This is a genomic window from Paenibacillus litoralis (assembly GCF_046244365.1).
Lineage (GTDB): Bacteria > Bacillota > Bacilli > Paenibacillales > NBRC-103111 > Paenibacillus_V.
Window position 1 is genome coordinate 2,776,436 of record NZ_CP176395.1, and the last position, 16,637, is coordinate 2,793,072.

15 protein-coding genes are annotated in these 16,637 nt (G+C 53.5%); 7 read left to right on the plus strand and 8 right to left on the minus strand.

What is annotated here, in order from left to right; all coding sequences use genetic code 11:
- Positions 1–185: 185 nt before the first annotated feature.
- The 4 genes from ACKGJP_RS11115 to ACKGJP_RS11130 all read left to right on the plus strand — a co-directional run bounded on the left by ACKGJP_RS11115 (position 186) and on the right by ACKGJP_RS11130 (position 4,635).
- Positions 186–1,211, plus strand: a complete 1,026-nt coding sequence (locus ACKGJP_RS11115; RefSeq protein ID WP_409347134.1) for a tetraprenyl-beta-curcumene synthase family protein — start codon at positions 186–188, stop codon at positions 1,209–1,211.
- A 236-nt stretch (positions 1,212–1,447) separates the two neighbouring features.
- Positions 1,448–2,413 carry a 6-phosphofructokinase gene (gene pfkA / locus ACKGJP_RS11120; protein WP_409345716.1) on the plus strand — a complete coding sequence of 322 codons (966 nt, stop codon included), beginning with the start codon at positions 1,448–1,450 and terminating at the stop codon, positions 2,411–2,413.
- Between the two features lie 422 nt (positions 2,414–2,835).
- The gene (locus tag ACKGJP_RS11125; protein WP_409345717.1) at positions 2,836–3,378 is read left to right on the plus strand and encodes an NADPH-dependent FMN reductase; all 543 of its coding nucleotides are present in this window, start codon (positions 2,836–2,838) and stop codon (positions 3,376–3,378) included.
- A 285-nt stretch (positions 3,379–3,663) separates the two neighbouring features.
- Entirely contained in the window at positions 3,664–4,635 is a 972-nt protein-coding gene (locus tag ACKGJP_RS11130) for a helix-turn-helix transcriptional regulator (protein WP_409345718.1), read from the plus strand.
- A 66-nt stretch (positions 4,636–4,701) separates the two neighbouring features.
- Here the strand turns inward: ACKGJP_RS11130 and ACKGJP_RS11135 are convergent, their stop codons facing one another.
- Positions 4,702–5,913: a putative glycoside hydrolase gene (locus ACKGJP_RS11135; protein WP_409345719.1), complete on the minus strand. Its 1,212-nt coding sequence runs from the start codon at positions 5,911–5,913 to the stop codon at positions 4,702–4,704.
- Between the two features lie 270 nt (positions 5,914–6,183).
- On the opposite strand from ACKGJP_RS11135, the gene ACKGJP_RS11140 reads away from it, so the two are divergent.
- Positions 6,184–7,335: an MFS transporter gene (locus ACKGJP_RS11140; RefSeq protein WP_409345720.1), complete on the plus strand. Its 1,152-nt coding sequence runs from the start codon at positions 6,184–6,186 to the stop codon at positions 7,333–7,335.
- Between the two features lie 78 nt (positions 7,336–7,413).
- Here ACKGJP_RS11140 and ACKGJP_RS11145 read toward each other — a convergent pair whose 3' ends face one another.
- The 4 genes from ACKGJP_RS11145 to ACKGJP_RS11160 are packed head-to-tail and all read right to left on the minus strand — an operon-like array spanning position 7,414 to position 11,714.
- Positions 7,414–8,763: an ABC transporter substrate-binding protein gene (locus ACKGJP_RS11145; protein WP_409345721.1), complete on the minus strand. Its 1,350-nt coding sequence runs from the start codon at positions 8,761–8,763 to the stop codon at positions 7,414–7,416.
- Positions 8,764–8,775: 12 nt separating this feature from the next.
- Positions 8,776–9,927 carry an efflux RND transporter periplasmic adaptor subunit gene (locus tag ACKGJP_RS11150; RefSeq protein WP_409345722.1) on the minus strand — a complete coding sequence of 384 codons (1,152 nt, stop codon included), beginning with the start codon at positions 9,925–9,927 and terminating at the stop codon, positions 8,776–8,778.
- 28 nt (positions 9,928–9,955) lie between these two features.
- The gene (locus ACKGJP_RS11155; RefSeq protein WP_409345723.1) at positions 9,956–10,813 is read right to left on the minus strand and encodes a carbohydrate ABC transporter permease; all 858 of its coding nucleotides are present in this window, start codon (positions 10,811–10,813) and stop codon (positions 9,956–9,958) included.
- A 31-nt stretch (positions 10,814–10,844) separates the two neighbouring features.
- A complete protein-coding gene (locus tag ACKGJP_RS11160; RefSeq protein WP_409345724.1) occupies positions 10,845–11,714 on the minus strand; it encodes a carbohydrate ABC transporter permease in 870 nt (289 codons plus the stop codon).
- A 197-nt stretch (positions 11,715–11,911) separates the two neighbouring features.
- On the opposite strand from ACKGJP_RS11160, the gene ACKGJP_RS11165 reads away from it, so the two are divergent.
- Positions 11,912–12,631: a response regulator transcription factor gene (locus ACKGJP_RS11165; protein ID WP_409345725.1), complete on the plus strand. Its 720-nt coding sequence runs from the start codon at positions 11,912–11,914 to the stop codon at positions 12,629–12,631.
- Positions 12,628–14,073, plus strand: coding sequence for a sensor histidine kinase (locus tag ACKGJP_RS11170; protein WP_409345726.1), 1,446 nt, complete (start codon positions 12,628–12,630; stop codon positions 14,071–14,073). Before ACKGJP_RS11165 ends, ACKGJP_RS11170 begins: the two co-directional genes overlap by 4 nt.
- Before the next feature lie 313 nt (positions 14,074–14,386).
- On the opposite strand, the gene ACKGJP_RS11175 is transcribed toward ACKGJP_RS11170, so the two are convergent.
- The 3 genes from ACKGJP_RS11175 to ACKGJP_RS11185 all read right to left on the minus strand — a co-directional run bounded on the left by ACKGJP_RS11175 (position 14,387) and on the right by ACKGJP_RS11185 (position 16,293).
- Positions 14,387–14,581 carry a hypothetical protein gene (locus tag ACKGJP_RS11175; RefSeq protein ID WP_409345727.1) on the minus strand — a complete coding sequence of 65 codons (195 nt, stop codon included), beginning with the start codon at positions 14,579–14,581 and terminating at the stop codon, positions 14,387–14,389.
- Between the two features lie 203 nt (positions 14,582–14,784).
- Positions 14,785–15,669, minus strand: a complete 885-nt coding sequence (locus ACKGJP_RS11180) for a DUF4247 domain-containing protein (RefSeq protein ID WP_409345728.1) — start codon at positions 15,667–15,669, stop codon at positions 14,785–14,787.
- 78 nt (positions 15,670–15,747) lie between these two features.
- Positions 15,748–16,293 carry a DUF4178 domain-containing protein gene (locus ACKGJP_RS11185; RefSeq protein WP_409345729.1) on the minus strand — a complete coding sequence of 182 codons (546 nt, stop codon included), beginning with the start codon at positions 16,291–16,293 and terminating at the stop codon, positions 15,748–15,750.
- Between the last annotated feature and the right edge of the window lie 344 nt (positions 16,294–16,637).

Genomic DNA, 16,637 nt, shown 5'->3' on the forward strand with positions numbered 1-16,637 from the left:
GAAAAACGACCGGACGTCAGGTTCGGCACGTTTTCCGCTTCTTCGGTTTGCGATTCGGTTATGGGGGGCCGAACTTTCGCTGCTGCCGGAAGAAAGCGACAAGCTACGTTGTGGAGGAACGCTTTTTGAACCGACCGAATGAAAGGGACGCCGTTAAGCGGGTTCCGAAAAATCCTTTGCTGCTGATGCTCCGGGTTTACCGGCATGTTTTGCCGGAGGTCAATGACAGCTTACAGGGATGGCGCGATATGGCAAGCCGGATACCGGACGAGGAGCTGCGCAAGCAGGCGCTCGACAGCATCGCGTCAAAGAAGTTTCATTGTCAGGGAGGCGCCGTATATGCGGCTGCCAGCCTGTCGGATCGGCATGTTCTGATCCCACTTATCGTCGCGTTTCAAACGATCAGCGATTATTTGGACAACCTCTGCGACCGCAGCACTTCACTTGACCCGAACGATTTTCGGCGCTTGCACCAATCGATGCTTGACGCCGTCGATCCGGAAGGCCCGATCCATGATTATTACGCCTTTCGCAACGAGAAGGACGACGGCGGTTATTTGAATCGGCTGGTTCAAACCTGCCAGACGGCCGTTCGGCAGCTGCCTTCGTTCCCTCATGTAGCGGATGAGGTACGCGAGCTTGTCGGCTTGTACGTCGACCTTCAGGTTTACAAGCATATCCGTCGCGATCTGCGCGAGCACGAGCTGCTGACCTGGTGGAAGCGCTACGAGGAGCGGTACCCTGCGTTAGCGTGGAACGAGTTTGCAGCGGCGACCGGTTCGACTTTAGGCATGTTCATGCTGTTTCTTGCTGCATGCGATCCCGAGCTTCGCCGCGAAGAAATTTCCCGAATCCGCGAGGCGTATTTCCCGTACGTTTGCAGTCTGCACATTTTGCTCGATTATTTGATCGATCAGGAGGAGGACAGGCAGGGCGGCGATCTGAATTTCTGCTTCTATTACGACGGGTTCGATACCGCCGTACAGCGCATCGCAGACATTGTGCTGCATGCGCGACAGCGCGTTTCCTTGCTGGAGTCGGCTCCATTTCACCGTATGATTATCGAAGGTCTGCTTGCGCTCTACTTGTCCGATCCGAAGGTGAGCAAGCAGCAGGAAGTGAAGCGCGTTTCCCGGCTGCTGATGAAAAACAGCCCGTTGACCCGCCTTTTTTTCTGGGTGAACAGCGTATGGATTCGTTCGCGCTCGTGATTGTAATTATGTTCTTTTAAATTTTTTTTGATTCCCACCAAAAGTACTCGGACTAAGCTTCGGAGTGCATTCTTCACTTTGTGGGGATATGGTTTAAACGTGGCTCCCCGTAAAGGACTCGGAATCAACTGCGAAGGGATTCGTCACTTTTTGGGGGAATGATTTAGTCGCAAGTCTGTCGACTTGCCGCTTACGAAGCTGCGTTTCTTACGAAACGCTTTAGGAGGAACTGACCTATGTCCATTAAATCGATTGCGGTACTTACAAGCGGCGGAGATTCCCAAGGGATGAACGCAGCGGTTCGCTCCGTCGTGCGGAGCGCGCTTTTTCACGGATTGAAAGTTTATGGCGTGCAGCGCGGCTTCTACGGACTTATTCATGACGATATCAGGGAAATGGATTTGCGCAGCGTCGGAGACATTATTCAGCGCGGCGGCACGATTCTGCAAACGGCTCGCTGCCTGGAGTTCAAGACCGAGGAAGGCCAGAAGCTCGGCGCGGAAAATTTGCGCAAGCACGGCATCGACGGCCTGGTGGTTATCGGCGGGGACGGATCCTATCAAGGAGCGAACAAGCTGAGCAAGCTCGGCATCAAGACCATGGGGCTGCCGGGAACGATCGATAACGACATTCCGTTCACGGACTTTACGATCGGCTTCGATACGGCGGTAAGCATCGTCGTCGATGCGATCAACAAGCTGCGCGATACGATGTCGTCGCATGAACGGTCTTCCGTCGTGGAGGTTATGGGACGCCATTGCGGGGATATCGCCTTGTATGCGGGGCTGGCGAGCGGAGCCGAGGCCATTATGGTGCCTGAAGTACCGTTCAGCATCGATGAAGTCGCGGCCCGGATGAAAGCTAATTTCGACGCCGGCAAACGGCACAGTATCATCGTCGTTGCCGAAGGCGTGGGCAAAGGCGAGGAGATTTCCAAGCAAATCCAAGAACGCAACGGGATCGAGCCGCGCGTTACGGTACTCGGACATATCCAGCGCGGCGGCACGCCGACGCACAACGACCGTATTTTGGCGAGCAGCCTCGGCGATTTTGCGGTACGCCGGTTGATCGCGGGAGATTCCGGCAAAGCGTGCGGAAAAGTAAACGGAGAGCTGGTTGCGACGGATATCGATACGGTTGTCCATACCAAAAAACCGTTCAATACGGACCTGTACGAGCTTGCCCTTCGCTTATCGCAATAAGCGCCGGTAGCATTTCGACCCCACAAGCCTCGGGCTTGCCGTTACTTCTTGTAACGGCGCCTAGAGGCTTTTTTTCTGAATTTCGAAAAGCAGGTGCGGAACGGAAGTGTTTCCGTGGAATAACGGATTTTCGCGGCGTTATTGCCTAAACAAGTCCTTCGTAATCCTCTATTGTTGGAGAGATTTCGTTTGAAGCGGACGATAACGCCTTGAAAATCCGCTATCGTCGGTGTCGCGGTTCCTGCCGTTAACTAAGCGGAGATCATCGAGAAGAAGCGCGCGGAGAAAGGTTGACTACGTAATCGAAACTTGACGGCTCCGGGAATTTCTATTCTTTTCTGGAAGTATCCAGAACGGGTTGACTTGGTAAACTTTTCATACTAAAATGTATGTAAAGTACTGTGGCGAAAGGAAGTTAACCTATGAAAATAACGATTGTCGCGGGAAGCAACCGCAAGCAAAGCACCAGCACGAAGCTGTGCCGATATATCGCATCCGTACTGCGCACGAAGGAAATCGACGTTACGCTGTTCGATTTGTACGAGAAGCCGCTGCCTTTCTACGACCCGAGCCGAAATGAGGAAACCGATCCGAACGTGCTCGCGCTCATTGCAGCCGTTCGCGTTGCGGATGCGGTCGTACTCAGCACCCCGGATTATCACGGCAGCGTTTCGGGCGTCATGAAGAACGCGCTCGATTACCTTGGCTTTGACGAGTTCGATTCGAAGGCGGTGCTCGCGGTAAGTTCGTCGGGCGGAGCGGTTGGCGTCAGCCCGCTGACTCATTTGCAAACGATGGTACGGAATCTTCACGGGATCAACTGTCCCGAGTGGATATCCATCGGCGGCGAGAACCGCGCGTTCACGCCCGAAGGAGATCCGGCGAACGAGAAGGTCAAGGAGCGCGTCAACAAGGTGCTCGGCTATTTCGTAAAGCTTGCGCTGACGTTGCGAAAAGCGGGTTAAGAGCCGCTCTTTTTCTAAAAGGCGAGGGCGTCCGTTAAGCCGCATACTGTGCGGTTTAACGGACGCTTTTGTTAGGTGCGATTCGTAATCGTCATAGGTAGATTTGCTAAACGAAACCCATAAGCGAAGTTACAAATAAGACAGGAGCTGTCATGTATAAGTGTTATACTGGAAGCTGAAGTCAAGTATTCCGGCCATAATCTGTGAGTTAACTTTTCCGGATCGTTAACGTTATGCAGGACTGGCGGTTAGGATACCGGATTCGGGCAAGAGGAGGCCGATAGGATGAGAGCGGACAGGCTCGTTTCGATCTTATTGCTGTTGCAAAATCACGGTCGAATGTCGGCGAGAGAGCTTGCAGAAAAGCTCGAAGTATCCGAAAGGACGATCCATCGCGATATGGAGGCATTGAGCGGGGCGGGGATACCCGTGTTCGCGGAGCGGGGGTCAAACGGCGGTTGGGCGTTAACGGAAGGGTATAGGACCAATCTGACCGGGATGAAGTCCGATGAAATTTTATCTCTGCTGCTTGCGCATCCGACCGGTGTTTTGACCGATTTGGGCATGAGCGGCGTGTTCGACATAGCGTATCAGAAGCTTCTTGCGTCATTCCCGGCTGCATCCCGCCAAGATGCGGAAACCGCACGGCAGCGCATCCATGTGGACGGGGCGGGCTGGCATCAATCCGTCGAACGGTTTCCCTTGCTGCCGGTCGTACAGGAAGCGATCTGGGGGGATAAGAAGCTTCATATTCGTTATATGCGCGAAGAATCGTCGGTGGAGCGTATCGTCGAGCCGCTCGGTCTGGTGGCCAAAAGCAGCATCTGGTATTTCGTCGCCAGGGTGGACGGCGAGCTGCGCACTTATCGGATATCCCGCCTGCTTAGCGCGCAAATGCTCGAAGAAACGTTCGAAAGGCCCGAACCGTTCGACTTGGCTTCCTATTGGGAAACGTCTACCGAGCAGTTCAAGTCGAAGCTGCCGCGCTACCCCGCGCAAATCCGGCTCGGCATGAAGGATACGAAGCGAATCGCCCAGCAGCGCTACGTACAGCTTCTGCACGTGCAACCGCCTGATGAGAACGGCATGGCCATAGCGGAGGTCGAATTTCATACGCTGGAATCCGCTTGCGAAATCGTGCTGGGATATGGCGGGAGCGTAGAGGTTCTAGTGCCGCACGAGCTGCGAGATAAAATCGTGTATGAGGCGCAAGCGATCATACGGCGATATGAAGCGGACGCTCGCGGTTCGGAATAATCGCTTCCCAATAAATAGGGCTATGTCCCAAGCGCAATGATGCGCTTGGGACATAGCCCGTTTTCGCTAAGGCGTATAGTCGACACCTTGCGTATAGGAGTTGCCTGCATTCCATAGCAGGAATTCATCCACGCCGTTATCCTTAAGCGCTTTGATTTGTTCCTCCACCTCATGCTTGCCGTACTTGATATAGCCTTGTACCCATGAAGCGGTAAAGTCTTGAATCCACGGCCGGATGACCGGTTTCAAGCCGCCTATCGGTTCCAGCTTCTTATGCGTGTCGACGATAGCCCCGGCGATCGTCTTGTAAGGCTCGGCATCGGGTACTTTGGCCCCGAACCAGCCTGTACTGTAGTGACTGGGATAAATCATCGGCGCGATAACGTCCACATTTTGCGAGATCGCGTTAAAGTCTTGACCGATCCCTTCGGCAGCCGGAACGGAAGCCGCATAGCCGAAAATGTCGACCGACACGCGCACTCCTAACGGCGACAGCTGTTCTCGGGCGTATTTGACGAATTCGGCAACCGCTTCGATTCGCGTTCGTTCGTCTTTCGTATATTGAAGCGTATCGGCGCGTTTTTCAAAGCCTTCCGGAAAGCGGACGTAATCGAATTGAATTTCTTTAAAGCCTGCCTTGGCCGCTTCCTTGGCGACGGTAATGTTATAATCCCATACTTCTTTGCTGTACGGATTCACGAAGCTGTCCGGAGGGTTTTTGCCGTTGCCCCACAGCGTGCCGTCCGGGTTCAGGAAGGACAGCTCGGGCTTCATCTTCGCAAGGACGGTATCTTTAAACACGACGATCCGTGCAATCGGATAAACATCATGCTCTTTCATCGAGCTCATCAGCTTTCCGATGTCGGGAATGATTTTTTGCGTCGTCCCCCACGCATCCAGCTCCGGATTGCCGGTTTCGTAAGTAATATAGCCCCAATCGTCCTTAATATCGACGACGACCGCATTCAGATCGGTATCGTCAAGGAGCTTCAGCAGCGTGTTCATGCGGGCTCCGCCCGCGCTGTGCGCCGTCGCGTAGATGCCCATTACTTTAGGCGCATCCGGCTGGGGGTCGGTCTTATTGACCGGTGTCAGTTTATCGCCCGGCTGCGATTGATCGCCGTTATTCGCCGGCGGCTTTTCCCCGCCGCCGACATTTTGAACAATCGGCTTTTCCGCTTCCAAGGCGGCCTGAACGAACTGGTCGAACGTCAGGTCCGGATGGCTGCCGGTCAAATTACCCCAAATCAACGTAAGCAAGGCAAGGATCATTTCCATGTTGTCGACACTCCGTTCTCTCCGTTACTCCCATGCGCTGCTTCGAGTCCGTCGTATGGCCGGTTCGCAGCATCTTCATTATAAAGCACCTACCGGAAGCCGCACAGAGTTTTTAGGACCATTTTGACGGAGCTTGTCCGAATATGCGGAATCCTGCTGCGGAGTGCGATAAAAGCGCCTAAGAAAATTGCTGCGGCAGTCTTCTCAGAGTCTGGCAATTCTGATAGGATGGGGGAGGAACTTGGCACGTTAATGGAAAGAGTGGAGATCATGAACAGTCAGCTCGCAGTGCTTCGCGGACTAAACGCGGTCTATTACGCGACTACCGCCATATTAAATCCGCTTCTGCCCATTTACTTGGCGGGGAAAGGGTACTCCAGCCAGGAAGTCGGCTTGTTCATGATGATCGGCCCGTTCACGGCCGTATTCGCTCAGCCGTTGTTCGGCTATTTAAGCGACCGCTTTCAAACGCTCAAAAAAATCATTTTTCCGTTATGGCTTTGCGGTTTGGCCGCCAGCTTCGGCTTATTCGCGGTGACGGGCTTCACGTCGACATTCATCTTCTCGTTACTTGTTTATTTATTTATATTGCCGTCTATTCCGCTCCTCGACAGTTTGGTTATTAAGGCTACGCATACGTACGGCGTTTCGTACGGTTCGGTCAGACTTTGGGGTTCGATAGGGTTTTCCGGCATGGCGCTCGCGACAGGCCTTATGCTGCCGTTTATCGGCGGCGTCGATAATATGAAATATGTATATTGGATCGCTTGGCTGCTTCCTTTTCTTCTGCTGCTAAAGCAAAAAGACGAGAAATCGACCGCGCCGCCGATATCGCTGAAAGCGATCGGCGCACTGCTGGGAAACCGTCCGTTCCTGTGGTATTTGCTTATGATCTTTCTGATCATGGTACCGCACCGGATGAACGACGTCTTGCTTGGCTTGCATATGAGCGAGCTTAACGCCAGCGCAGGGATGATCAGCGCCGCTTGGTCGATCGCCGCTTTCAGCGAAATACCGGCATTCGCGCTGCTAAGCCGATACATGCACCGCTTTCACGAGCTGGCTCTGCTTGGCATCGTGTCGATCTTGTACGCCATACGCTGGGTCGCATTTGCGCTTGTCGACGATCCCTTTATCCTCATGATTCTGCAGGCAAGCCATATGATTACGTTTGCGGTGTTCTGGGTCGTTGCCGTACAATACACGGTGCGCCTTGTGCCCGAGGAGCTTCGATCCACCGGACAGTCGCTGCTGTCCGCTGTATTCCTTGGATTGGCGGGCTTGACCGGCGGTTATGTCGGGGGAATCATCCAAGATGCCTGGAACGGCAGCGGTATGTATATGGCAGGCGCGTTTCTGGCAGCCGTCGCGGCGGTCATGTTTTTGTCGACGCATGCCTATCAGCGACGGAAAGCGGCTTAATGCCAAGCACCTCCTTGCGGCATATCATGCCAGAAGGAGGTGCTTTTCCGCGTAACATCTCGTTCGTAGGTTGTTAGGCTACTCGTTCAAGTAGGTGTTAACCCTGTTTTGGATCAGCTTGCTCACGTCTTCCGCGGATTTTTGCCCGCTCATGAACGATTCGAATTCTTCCATGGCGATCGATACGACTTTGAAGTCGCTGCCCAGCTTTTTGCCAGCCCCGTCCAGGAGCTTCTGAATCGTCAGGGTGCGATCTTCCACCGACTTCGCATCCGTTTTCCCATTCGGAACCGGCAGCGAACCCTTCACGATTTTATCGCCGGCTTCCTTAAGCTTGTTGTCGGTGACGCCTTTATTTATCGGAATATATTTCAATTCAGGGGAGCTTTGCATTTCGTCGGACAGCAAAAATTTGATGAAGGCCCATGCTTCCGGCTGTACCTTGGATTTGGTATTAATGCCAAGATTGAAAAAAGCTTTGAATGTGCCGCTTTGCGTTTTTCCGTTCAAGCTCGGAGCACGGTAAAACTGCGTGTTCTCGCGCAGCGAATCGGTTAACGCTTGCTCGGGGTTGTATAAGCCGCTCTTGGAAAACAGTCCTTTGCTGTAGTCGTAAGTAAATTCGGCTTGAAGGACGCCTTCGTCATACATGGACTTGACTTGCTTCATCATTGCCCGAAACAGTTCCGAGTCGAAGTTCGCTTTGCCGTTCCGGACGAGCTCCGAGTAGTTGTCTTCTATATATTCGTTTAGGAGTTGAATGGGAAACATGTTGACGAATGCATAGAAATCCGTTCCGGCGTTTTCTTTCAGCTTCTTGGAAATGTCTTTGAAAGCGTCCCATGTCCATGTCTTGTCGTCGATCGTAATATTTGCTTTTTGGAGCATACCGGTGTTCCCGGAAATCAAGTCTACCGTGAAAAAGAATGGCATGGCATACAGGCCGTCCCCGTTCTGCGACGATTTGAAAATATTCTGATAATATTTGTTTTTATCGAAGGAAGCGTCCTTGGCCATCATGTCGTACAGATTGACGAGCACGCCGTTCTTGACGAATTTATCTTGGGGCAATTCATTCATCTCGATAAGGTCGGAGCCTTTGCCGGAAATGGCCTGTGTCGTCACGGTCTGGATATATTTCTCGATATCCGCCTGCGATCGGGTCGCAGTCATGCCGTTATCGCTTTTTGGCGTAGCAAGGTGCTCTTTGATCTCGATATGAATGTCGGGATGCTTCTCCTCGAATTTCCGGACGGCCGTCTGAAGGAGACGGTCGGTATTCGTGACGGAAACGGTAACCGTTTTTTTGTCTCCCGAAACGGGTGCGCTAGCGTCCGTTTCGCCATTTGTGCTGCCGTCCTTGCTTGAACAAGCCGTTGCGGTTATGACAAGAGCCATAAGCAGCGGCAAACGCCATCTTTTTTTCATTGCCGATCACCCTTATCCTTGTAGTCGAACCTGGCTGCCGTCTTGCAGCGGTTCGCTCGATTCCGTAATGAGGTCGTCCTCGGAAGAGAGGCCGGACAGAACGACGATCCCGTCTTCCGCCGATTCTCCGGTAACCAAGTAAGCTTTTTGCGCGTAATACGCGTTACCTAACGCGCTTTTTTTCTCGCGGATGACGAATACGTAGCTTCCGTTTCCGTCTTTCTTGAGCCATTCCTTGCGTATGACGAGTCCTTGCTGCGACGATTTTTTATCGACCTGCAAGCTTGCCTGCTCACCTCCTTGAAGGCCTTCGCCGGAAACCGTTACGACAACCGTTTTCTTCTGTTTGACGCCATCGTCAGCCGATCCGTTCTTATCGCTCTGGTCCGGCTTCCCCATAGCGCCTCCGGTTCCTTCCGCAAACGAATCCTTGATGTCCGTAATTGCGCCCTCCAGCCGTACAGGAGTTGGGCTTTTCACGTTGACCGCCACCTTTTCGCCCGATTGCAGCAGCGCGGCCGAATCGGCTGTCGTCTGGAACGAAAGTTCGAAGCCCTCGTCGCTTTTGATTAGCGTAACGAGCATCTGTCCTTGCGCTGCGATCGCTCCTTTCTCCGCCTTGAGCGCCGCCACTTTCCCGTCAAAAGGCGCCGTCAGGACGCGCTTTCGTGCGATGTCCTTCCGCATGCCGTCAAGCTTTCGCTTGGCAATCTCCGAGTCGATTTTTTCGAGCTCGAGGTCGCGTTCCGCTTTGCGGACAGCCTCGCCGTTTCCGCTCTGCTGGGCGGCTATAAACTGCTCCTGAAGCAATTCCCGGTTTATGCTTTGCTTTTTCATTCGGGCTTCTTCGTCAAGCAGAAGCTGCAACGCTTCTGTGTCGTCGAACGTAACAAGCGTCTGCCCTTTGGTAACCTGATCGCCAGCGGTGACGTGAACTTGGGCGATTGGCCAGCCGTTCTCGCCGGCCAACTCCTTCTTCAGCCTTGGGACAAGCGTTCCGCTGCCTTTGATGTGGTGCTCCAACGTTTTCTTCAGGGGCTTTTCCGTTACGGCTTTCGGCAGCAAAGCGGTTTGAAGCGTGTTGCTGAACAAAGTCAATCCGGCGAGTACGAAAAAGAATAAAACGAATACCGTGCCTGCAAGGCGTTGTCTTCTTGACGTCATGATTGATTTCCCTTCTGTGTCGTTCCGGCTACCCTTTAATGCCCGAAAGCTGAATGCCTTCGATAAAATAACGCTCCATGCACAAGAAAAGCAGCACCATCGGCATCATGTATACGACGGAAGCGGCGAACGAAACGTCGAACGCTTCCTTCTGGATGCGCGACAGGAAGACGGACAAAGGCTGAAGCTCCGCATCCTGCAAAAAGATGAGCGGCTGCTCCACCATGTTCCAGTAATCGGCAAATAGGAGAACCACAAGGGCGGCAATGCCCGGCTTCACCATCGGGAGTACGATCGCGACGAACGAGCGGACGTAGCCGGCTCCGTCCATTTGGGCCGCTTCCATATACGCGGATGGGATGTGGAGCATGAATTGCCGCAGCAGGAACACGCCGAAAGCGGCGAAAATACCGGGCAGAATGATCGCGCCGGGACTGTTCAACAGCCCGAGCCGGTCCGCCATAATGTAGTTCGGGACCAGCGTCACCTGAAACGGCATGAGCATCGTGAGCAGATAGACGAAAAACAGCGGTTCTCTCCCCGGAAATCGCAGCTTGGCAAAGGCAAAAGCGGCGAGCGCCGCCACTGCGACTTGTCCGGCAATGATCGGAACGACCATATATACGGAATTCCAGAACATGTGCAAAAACTGCGGCGTCGCGATCAGCACTTTATAGTACTGTCCGAAGGATACCCAGTCGGGAATCCACTTTACATTGACCAATTCGGACGAGGAGCTGCTGCCGAGCATGCCGTAGTTGGACGTGATTTCCCGCGCCGACATGAAAGAGTTGACGACGGTCAGAACGACCGGTACGAGCAGCATGCAGGCTACGGACACTAACAGAACCGTTCGCAGCAGGGGCATTGCGTATTCTTTTTTCACCGTTGACCTCCTAAAGCGTAATTCAGCTTGTTTATTCCATAAAATTGCGGAACATCCGCTCCGCTCGGAACAGCACGGCGACAAGCGCCAGAATGCAAACCGCCATTAAGGAAGAAGCGGCCGAAAGCTTCTGGATATCGAGAGACAGAAACATGTTGTTCATGTAGTGCTGAAGCGTATAAATGCGGTCATGCGGATAGTCGCCGGCGACCAGATACGTTTCCCGGAACACTTTGAACGAGTTCAAGACGGACATGAGCACGACGAGAAACGTAGTGGGCGTCAGGTATACGAGCGTAATGCCGAACAGCTTGCGGGCGGAGCCTGCGCCTTCCAGATCCGCGATTTCGTAGTATTGCTCGGGAATGTTCTGCAGTCCGGCGAGGAAGAGCACGACGTTATACCCGACGTTCTTCCAAACGTAAATGAGAATAATGACAATCCCGGCCCAGTCGGATTTCATCCAGTCGGTGCGGCTTATGCCGAAGTGTCCCAACAGAGCGTTCAAAGCGCCGTTCCAGTCGAACAATAGTTGCCAAACGAGAACGATCGAGGCTACCGGCACGACAAGCGGAAGGACGTATGCCGTACGCAGCCAGTTTCGGAAAAACACCCGCCGGTTCAGAGACAGCGCCAATGCAAGCGATAGCACAACGAGTACCGGAACGCTGCTGACCGTAAACCGGAACGTGTTTGCTGCGGCCTTTTGAAAGGACGAGCTGTGAAAAAGCGCGGCGTAGTTGGCAAGCGTCAAGGCGCTGCCGCCGAGCTTGTCCTGAAACGAGTATAGGATGCTTCGCCCGAACGGAATGATATAGAAAACGGCGAATCCGATTAGGCTTGGAGCCAGAAAACAAAACGCCGCCCACCGCTCTCGCCGCGTCAATCGATACCTTTTCATCTAAACGACCCTCCCTTGCCAGACGATACTCGTGCTGCTAATGCCGTTCGTTCGCCTTCGTCTTACAAGTTCAAGTGTACAAATAAGCTTCGGCAAAACTTAGGAACAAGTGTGTAAAAAGTGTGGAAAGGCCCTGCGGCGAATCTTTTTTTGCTAGAATGGGGTCACGAAACGCTGGACATGTGGGAGGTTACAAGATGCAGTCATACCAGATCGCCGTTGTGGACGATGATGATCGCATTCGCGAGATCGTAGAGGCCTATTTGCGGAAGGAAGGGTACCGAACCGTCGGAGTCGTTTCCGCGGAAGACGCCATGGAGCTATGGCAGCAAGAGCCGCCGGATATGTGGATTCTCGATATTATGCTGCCGGGCATTAACGGGTACGAACTTTGCCGTCAAATCCGCAAGGAAGCGGAGGTGCCGATCATTATGATCTCGGCGAGAGACGAAGAGGTCGATAAAATACTGGGACTCGAGCTCGGCAGCGACGACTATATGACGAAGCCATTCAGTCCTAGAGAGCTGGTAGCCCGGGTCAAACGGTTGTTTCACCGCTTCGGGGCGGCCCGTTCCGAGCAAGGCGGCGAAACGGCTTTGTCTTCACGGAAGTCTTCCGTCGAAATCGGCGCTTTACGGCTTGCTTTGGAGGAACGGCGGGTTTTTTGGCACGGTGAAGAGATGGAGATGACGCTGAAGGAGTTTTCGCTGCTCCAGGCGATTGCGGAACAGCCGAATCGGGCTTTTTCGCGGGACGAGCTTTTGACTTTGGTGTGGGGCGGGGATTACTTCGGAAGCGACCGGGCGATCGACGATTTGGTCAAAAGGCTGCGAAGAAAGCTGGACGAACTTCCAATCGAAACGGTTTGGGGCTTCGGTTACCGGTTGCGCGCAGAGGAAGGAGGCGGCTCGGCATGAAGCTGATGTACCGGCTTCAGCTTTCATTCGGCCTTTTATTGATAGGCATCTTAGCGGTCGCCGCCGCCGTCATTTATCCGCTGATGCTTGATACGCTAGTAGAAGGACAGCGAAAAGAGATGAGAGAGCAAGCTTCCGCGATGATGCCGCTTACGGAAGCGTTGCCCGTGACGCCCGCGATACCGGCCGGATCCATTACCGTGGGCATGGAAAAGCTGCAGGGCGCCTTCCCGGCGGGCGGCAAAACGGACGCCGTCTGGATCGAGCCGAACGATCAAGTGCTTTACAGTACGCTATCGCCCGCAACAACATCCGAATGGATTCGTATTTGGCGGCAAACCGCCGATTTTCAGAACGCTCTATGGCTGGGGAAAGACGATAAATATATTGTCGAGGCGGTTTCCTTTCAAACAGCCGCCAGCACGCAGGCCATGAAAGCGGGCACGCTCATTATGGCGACGCCCATCAGCAAAATCAAATCGATGCAGATGGCGTTATTTCAGCGGATGATGATTCTATTGACCGTTGGCGGGATCGCGGCTTATGCGCTCAGCATGATAATGGCCAAACGTCTTGTGATTCCGCTAGCCAAGCTCAGGAATGAACTGGGAAAAGTAGGACAGCTCCGCTTTTCGGAAGTTCGGCTGGTCCGCACGGGCGGGGAGATCGGGGAAGTGGCGCAGGGTGTTTACCGGATGGCCAACGAGCTGAATGCCTACCACACCGCGCAAAAGCAGTTTTTCCAAAACGCTTCACACGAGCTGAAAACGCCGCTGATGGCGATACAGGGCTATGCGGAAGGCATTCGCGACGGCGTATTTGCCGGGGAAAGCGCGAGCAAGGGCCTGAACGTAATCGTGGACGAATGCGATCGGCTCAAAAAAATCGTAACAGAAATGATCCTGCTGGCTAAGCTGGAAAGCGAGGAAGGGATCTTTCATCCGGAGCCCGTACGGGTGGCGGACTTGATAACCGAGACGGTAGAACGCATCCATCCGCTGTACGCGAGCGGCGGCCTTCGCATTCAAACGAGCGTCCCTCCCGGAGAAGAAGAACGGCTGTTCATACAGGCCGATCGCGAAAAGCTGCTGCAGGCCATGCTGAACATTGCGGGCAACGCTGTACGCTACGCCAAGGAAACCGTTCGAATTCATGCGGGTGTAGAAGACGACTGGATCGCGATCGAGATAGCGGACGACGGGGAGGGAATCCCCGAGTCCTTGCTGCCCCAATTGTTCCACCGCTTCGTCAAAGGAAAAGACGGCGAGACGGGCCTCGGCCTCTCCATCTCCCGCGCCATCGTCGAACGTTCGGGCGGCAGCATCACTGCCCATAACTTGCCTACCGGCGGCGCGGCGTTCGTATTGCGGTTTCCGAAGGCGCGAAGCGGGAAAACGAACGGAAACGGGAAAACGAACGGGAGCTTCATGACGGAGTCATGATGGCGGTATGATGCTGGTGGTGTGGATAGAGTGCGGAGTGGGGAATCGACCAATGGGCAAAAAGTAGAGAGAGGAGGCAGAAAGTGAGGCGTGTCCGGATGTGAAATCCCTTAGGGGGGGGGATTGCTTCTGGACGAAAGCGTTTCTATGCACGAATGATTCATCGACGACGGCCTCGTCATTCGAGCGCAAAAGTTCGGGGTCCCGGGGTGAAGCGCCCGGGGGCCCTCCCCTTGGGAAGGGGAGGGTTTGGGAGGGGGCGGAACGCTTTTGGAACGCTTTGCAATGCCTTAAAAACAAATATAGACGCCTCTCAATGAAGAAAGGCGTCTTTCTGATGCTCGGAAATGCTGAATTGCACGATTTCAAGGACGTCGTCAGCCTCCAGCGCTTCTATCCCGTGGACGAGCACGATTTCGGAATCCAGCTCGCTTCTCTTAAGGAACGGGAATAGGTCTGGGCTTAATTTCATCACAATCCTGGACAACTTAACTGTTTCCACAGGCATCACCCTTCCAATCGATATCGCGATCAGAAAAAGCAAAAACGCTTACGAAACCGTAACCCAGAACCATTATGAAATTACAACTTCAGTATAGCATAAAAAGGGGGAGGCGGGTGTTGATTTTTGCTTCAAGAGGCAGTGAAAATGGGTATGGATGGGAAAACCCCGCCCGGATTGGCCGGTTACGGGGTTTATAGACGATGCCTTTACTTCTTCTTGGAAGAGAAGGAGCCTGATTTGGAGCTTGTGCTCGGCTTGCTCGGCGCCTTGTAGGACGGTGTCGAACCGTCGTTTTTGCGGCTTGTGGACGAACTGCTCGAGCTGCTTGAGGAGCTGCTTTTACTCGACGAGGAGCTACTGGACGTGCTGCCGGTGCTGCTCCCCGAATTCGTTCGGAAAGTACCCGAGCTTCCGGATGACGAAGGCGAGGAAGACGAGCCGGAGGCTTTGTCGTCGCTCGATTTCGGCGTTGCGGAATCCGTCTTGGTGCCCGAGCTCGCACTCCCGGACTTGCTTGAGAAGCTCCCGGTCCTGTCGGTAGTCGACGGCTGCGAATCTTTGCTGCTAGGCGGCGAAGTGGATGTCGCGGTCTTGCTCTGGTAACTCGGCGTCGACGTATAGCCTCTATAGCTTTGCGTGGATTTCTTGCCGCTTACCCAGTCGTTGTCGAACAGCGACTGCAGGATCGTCGCCGTAACGAAGCCTTGCAGGAACGAGGAGTCGTAGTGCTCCTTGGCATACTGAATGCTATCGATCTCGACGAGCGTGTTGCTGCTATTTTGCGGATCCTTCTGAACGTTAATAATTTTGTCGCTGTAGACCAGAAACATCTGGTCGGCGCTATCCTTGCTTTTTTCTTTCGGCGTTTGCTGGGCGGCGAGCTCTTGGGCGACCGTAGGGACGTCCTTGTTCTCGACCATATATACTTTGGCGTTGTCTTTTCCTTTACCCTGCACATCGACAAGCGGATAATTGTCTTTCACATAGCTGCTGGCGCTTGTTGTGCTTCCGAATAGGCCGCTGATGGCGGATATGATGACGGCAAAAACAACGATATAAGCAATAACGTTAGGCCATGACCAACGTTTCACGCGATACACCTCCTGTCCATGGAACGAATCTTCTAAACAACGGCCGCCGGCGGCTCCGTTGCCATTTGGGAAACGGTATTACTTGCTTGCAGGCCTGCTGCTGCGCATGAACTTCACGTCGTTGGCCGGCGTGCGTTCCCCTTGCAGGGCAACGAATTTGCCGTCCTGCCACTGGAGGAAGAAGTAACGCTCCTGTGTAGAAAAATACCGCCAAATCAGCACTTCGTCTCCGCTGCGGAAATCGGTGTTTCCTTCCGTGCGGGTTACGTCACTGCGGTGGCTTTCCAGCTCGTAGGAAATTTCTCCGTCGACGTCCAGCCGCGTAGGCACGTCCTTGGGATTGTCGAGCGCGCCCTCCAGAAATTCGCATTTGAAGCATTCGAACGTGCGGCCTTTTTCCACGACCAGACAGCATATATGCTTGCCGCTCTGCAAATAATAGGCGAAGCGGTGAGGAGCGTAGCCCCGGTCAAAATAGACGACTTTACCGGAAATCACATATTCCTCAAGATCCACGGTAACGATATCGCCGACGCGGGAATCTTCGAACGGATTGCTCTCGGGTATGGCGGGCTGCTGTTTGTTGCTTTTCATAATATCGCCGATTCTTTTGAAAATGGACATGGTTTGCGCTCCTTCTCCCTTTAGAAAAATCTATACACCGCTATGGCTAGTATAACAGGGATTATGCAGATTTTCGTAAGCTTTTTGTTGTCATAGCTGTTAATACGCAGCAGGAGGCGACATGGTTTCGGCAATATGTCGAAGCGGGAATAGTTTATAACGAAAACTGGAAACGCAAATGGATGTATGGTATAGTATTAAAGATATTCTTAAGAACGGCCGGTATTTTCCTGCTGCCTAAGGGAAATACTTTTTTGTTGTAAATCGATGGACGGTACTGCCGGATTGACGGCATACGCAGGGTCCTTGGTTAATAAAGCGCCTTAGACGGGTGTTTTTAACAA

Coding starts and splice junctions, on each gene's coding strand:
- ACKGJP_RS11115 (WP_409347134.1), top strand. CDS start 186: ATGCTCCGGGTTTACCGGCATGTTTTGCCGGAGGTCAATGACAGCTTA.
- pfkA (WP_409345716.1), top strand. CDS start 1,448: ATGTCCATTAAATCGATTGCGGTACTTACAAGCGGCGGAGATTCCCAA.
- ACKGJP_RS11125 (WP_409345717.1), top strand. CDS start 2,836: ATGAAAATAACGATTGTCGCGGGAAGCAACCGCAAGCAAAGCACCAGC.
- ACKGJP_RS11130 (WP_409345718.1), top strand. CDS start 3,664: ATGAGAGCGGACAGGCTCGTTTCGATCTTATTGCTGTTGCAAAATCAC.
- ACKGJP_RS11135 (WP_409345719.1), bottom strand. CDS start 5,913: ATGGAAATGATCCTTGCCTTGCTTACGTTGATTTGGGGTAATTTGACC.
- ACKGJP_RS11140 (WP_409345720.1), top strand. CDS start 6,184: ATGAACAGTCAGCTCGCAGTGCTTCGCGGACTAAACGCGGTCTATTAC.
- ACKGJP_RS11145 (WP_409345721.1), bottom strand. CDS start 8,763: ATGAAAAAAAGATGGCGTTTGCCGCTGCTTATGGCTCTTGTCATAACC.
- ACKGJP_RS11150 (WP_409345722.1), bottom strand. CDS start 9,927: ATGACGTCAAGAAGACAACGCCTTGCAGGCACGGTATTCGTTTTATTC.
- ACKGJP_RS11160 (WP_409345724.1), bottom strand. CDS start 11,714: ATGAAAAGGTATCGATTGACGCGGCGAGAGCGGTGGGCGGCGTTTTGT.
- ACKGJP_RS11165 (WP_409345725.1), top strand. CDS start 11,912: ATGCAGTCATACCAGATCGCCGTTGTGGACGATGATGATCGCATTCGC.
- ACKGJP_RS11170 (WP_409345726.1), top strand. CDS start 12,628: ATGAAGCTGATGTACCGGCTTCAGCTTTCATTCGGCCTTTTATTGATA.
- ACKGJP_RS11175 (WP_409345727.1), bottom strand. CDS start 14,581: ATGCCTGTGGAAACAGTTAAGTTGTCCAGGATTGTGATGAAATTAAGC.
- ACKGJP_RS11185 (WP_409345729.1), bottom strand. CDS start 16,293: ATGTCCATTTTCAAAAGAATCGGCGATATTATGAAAAGCAACAAACAG.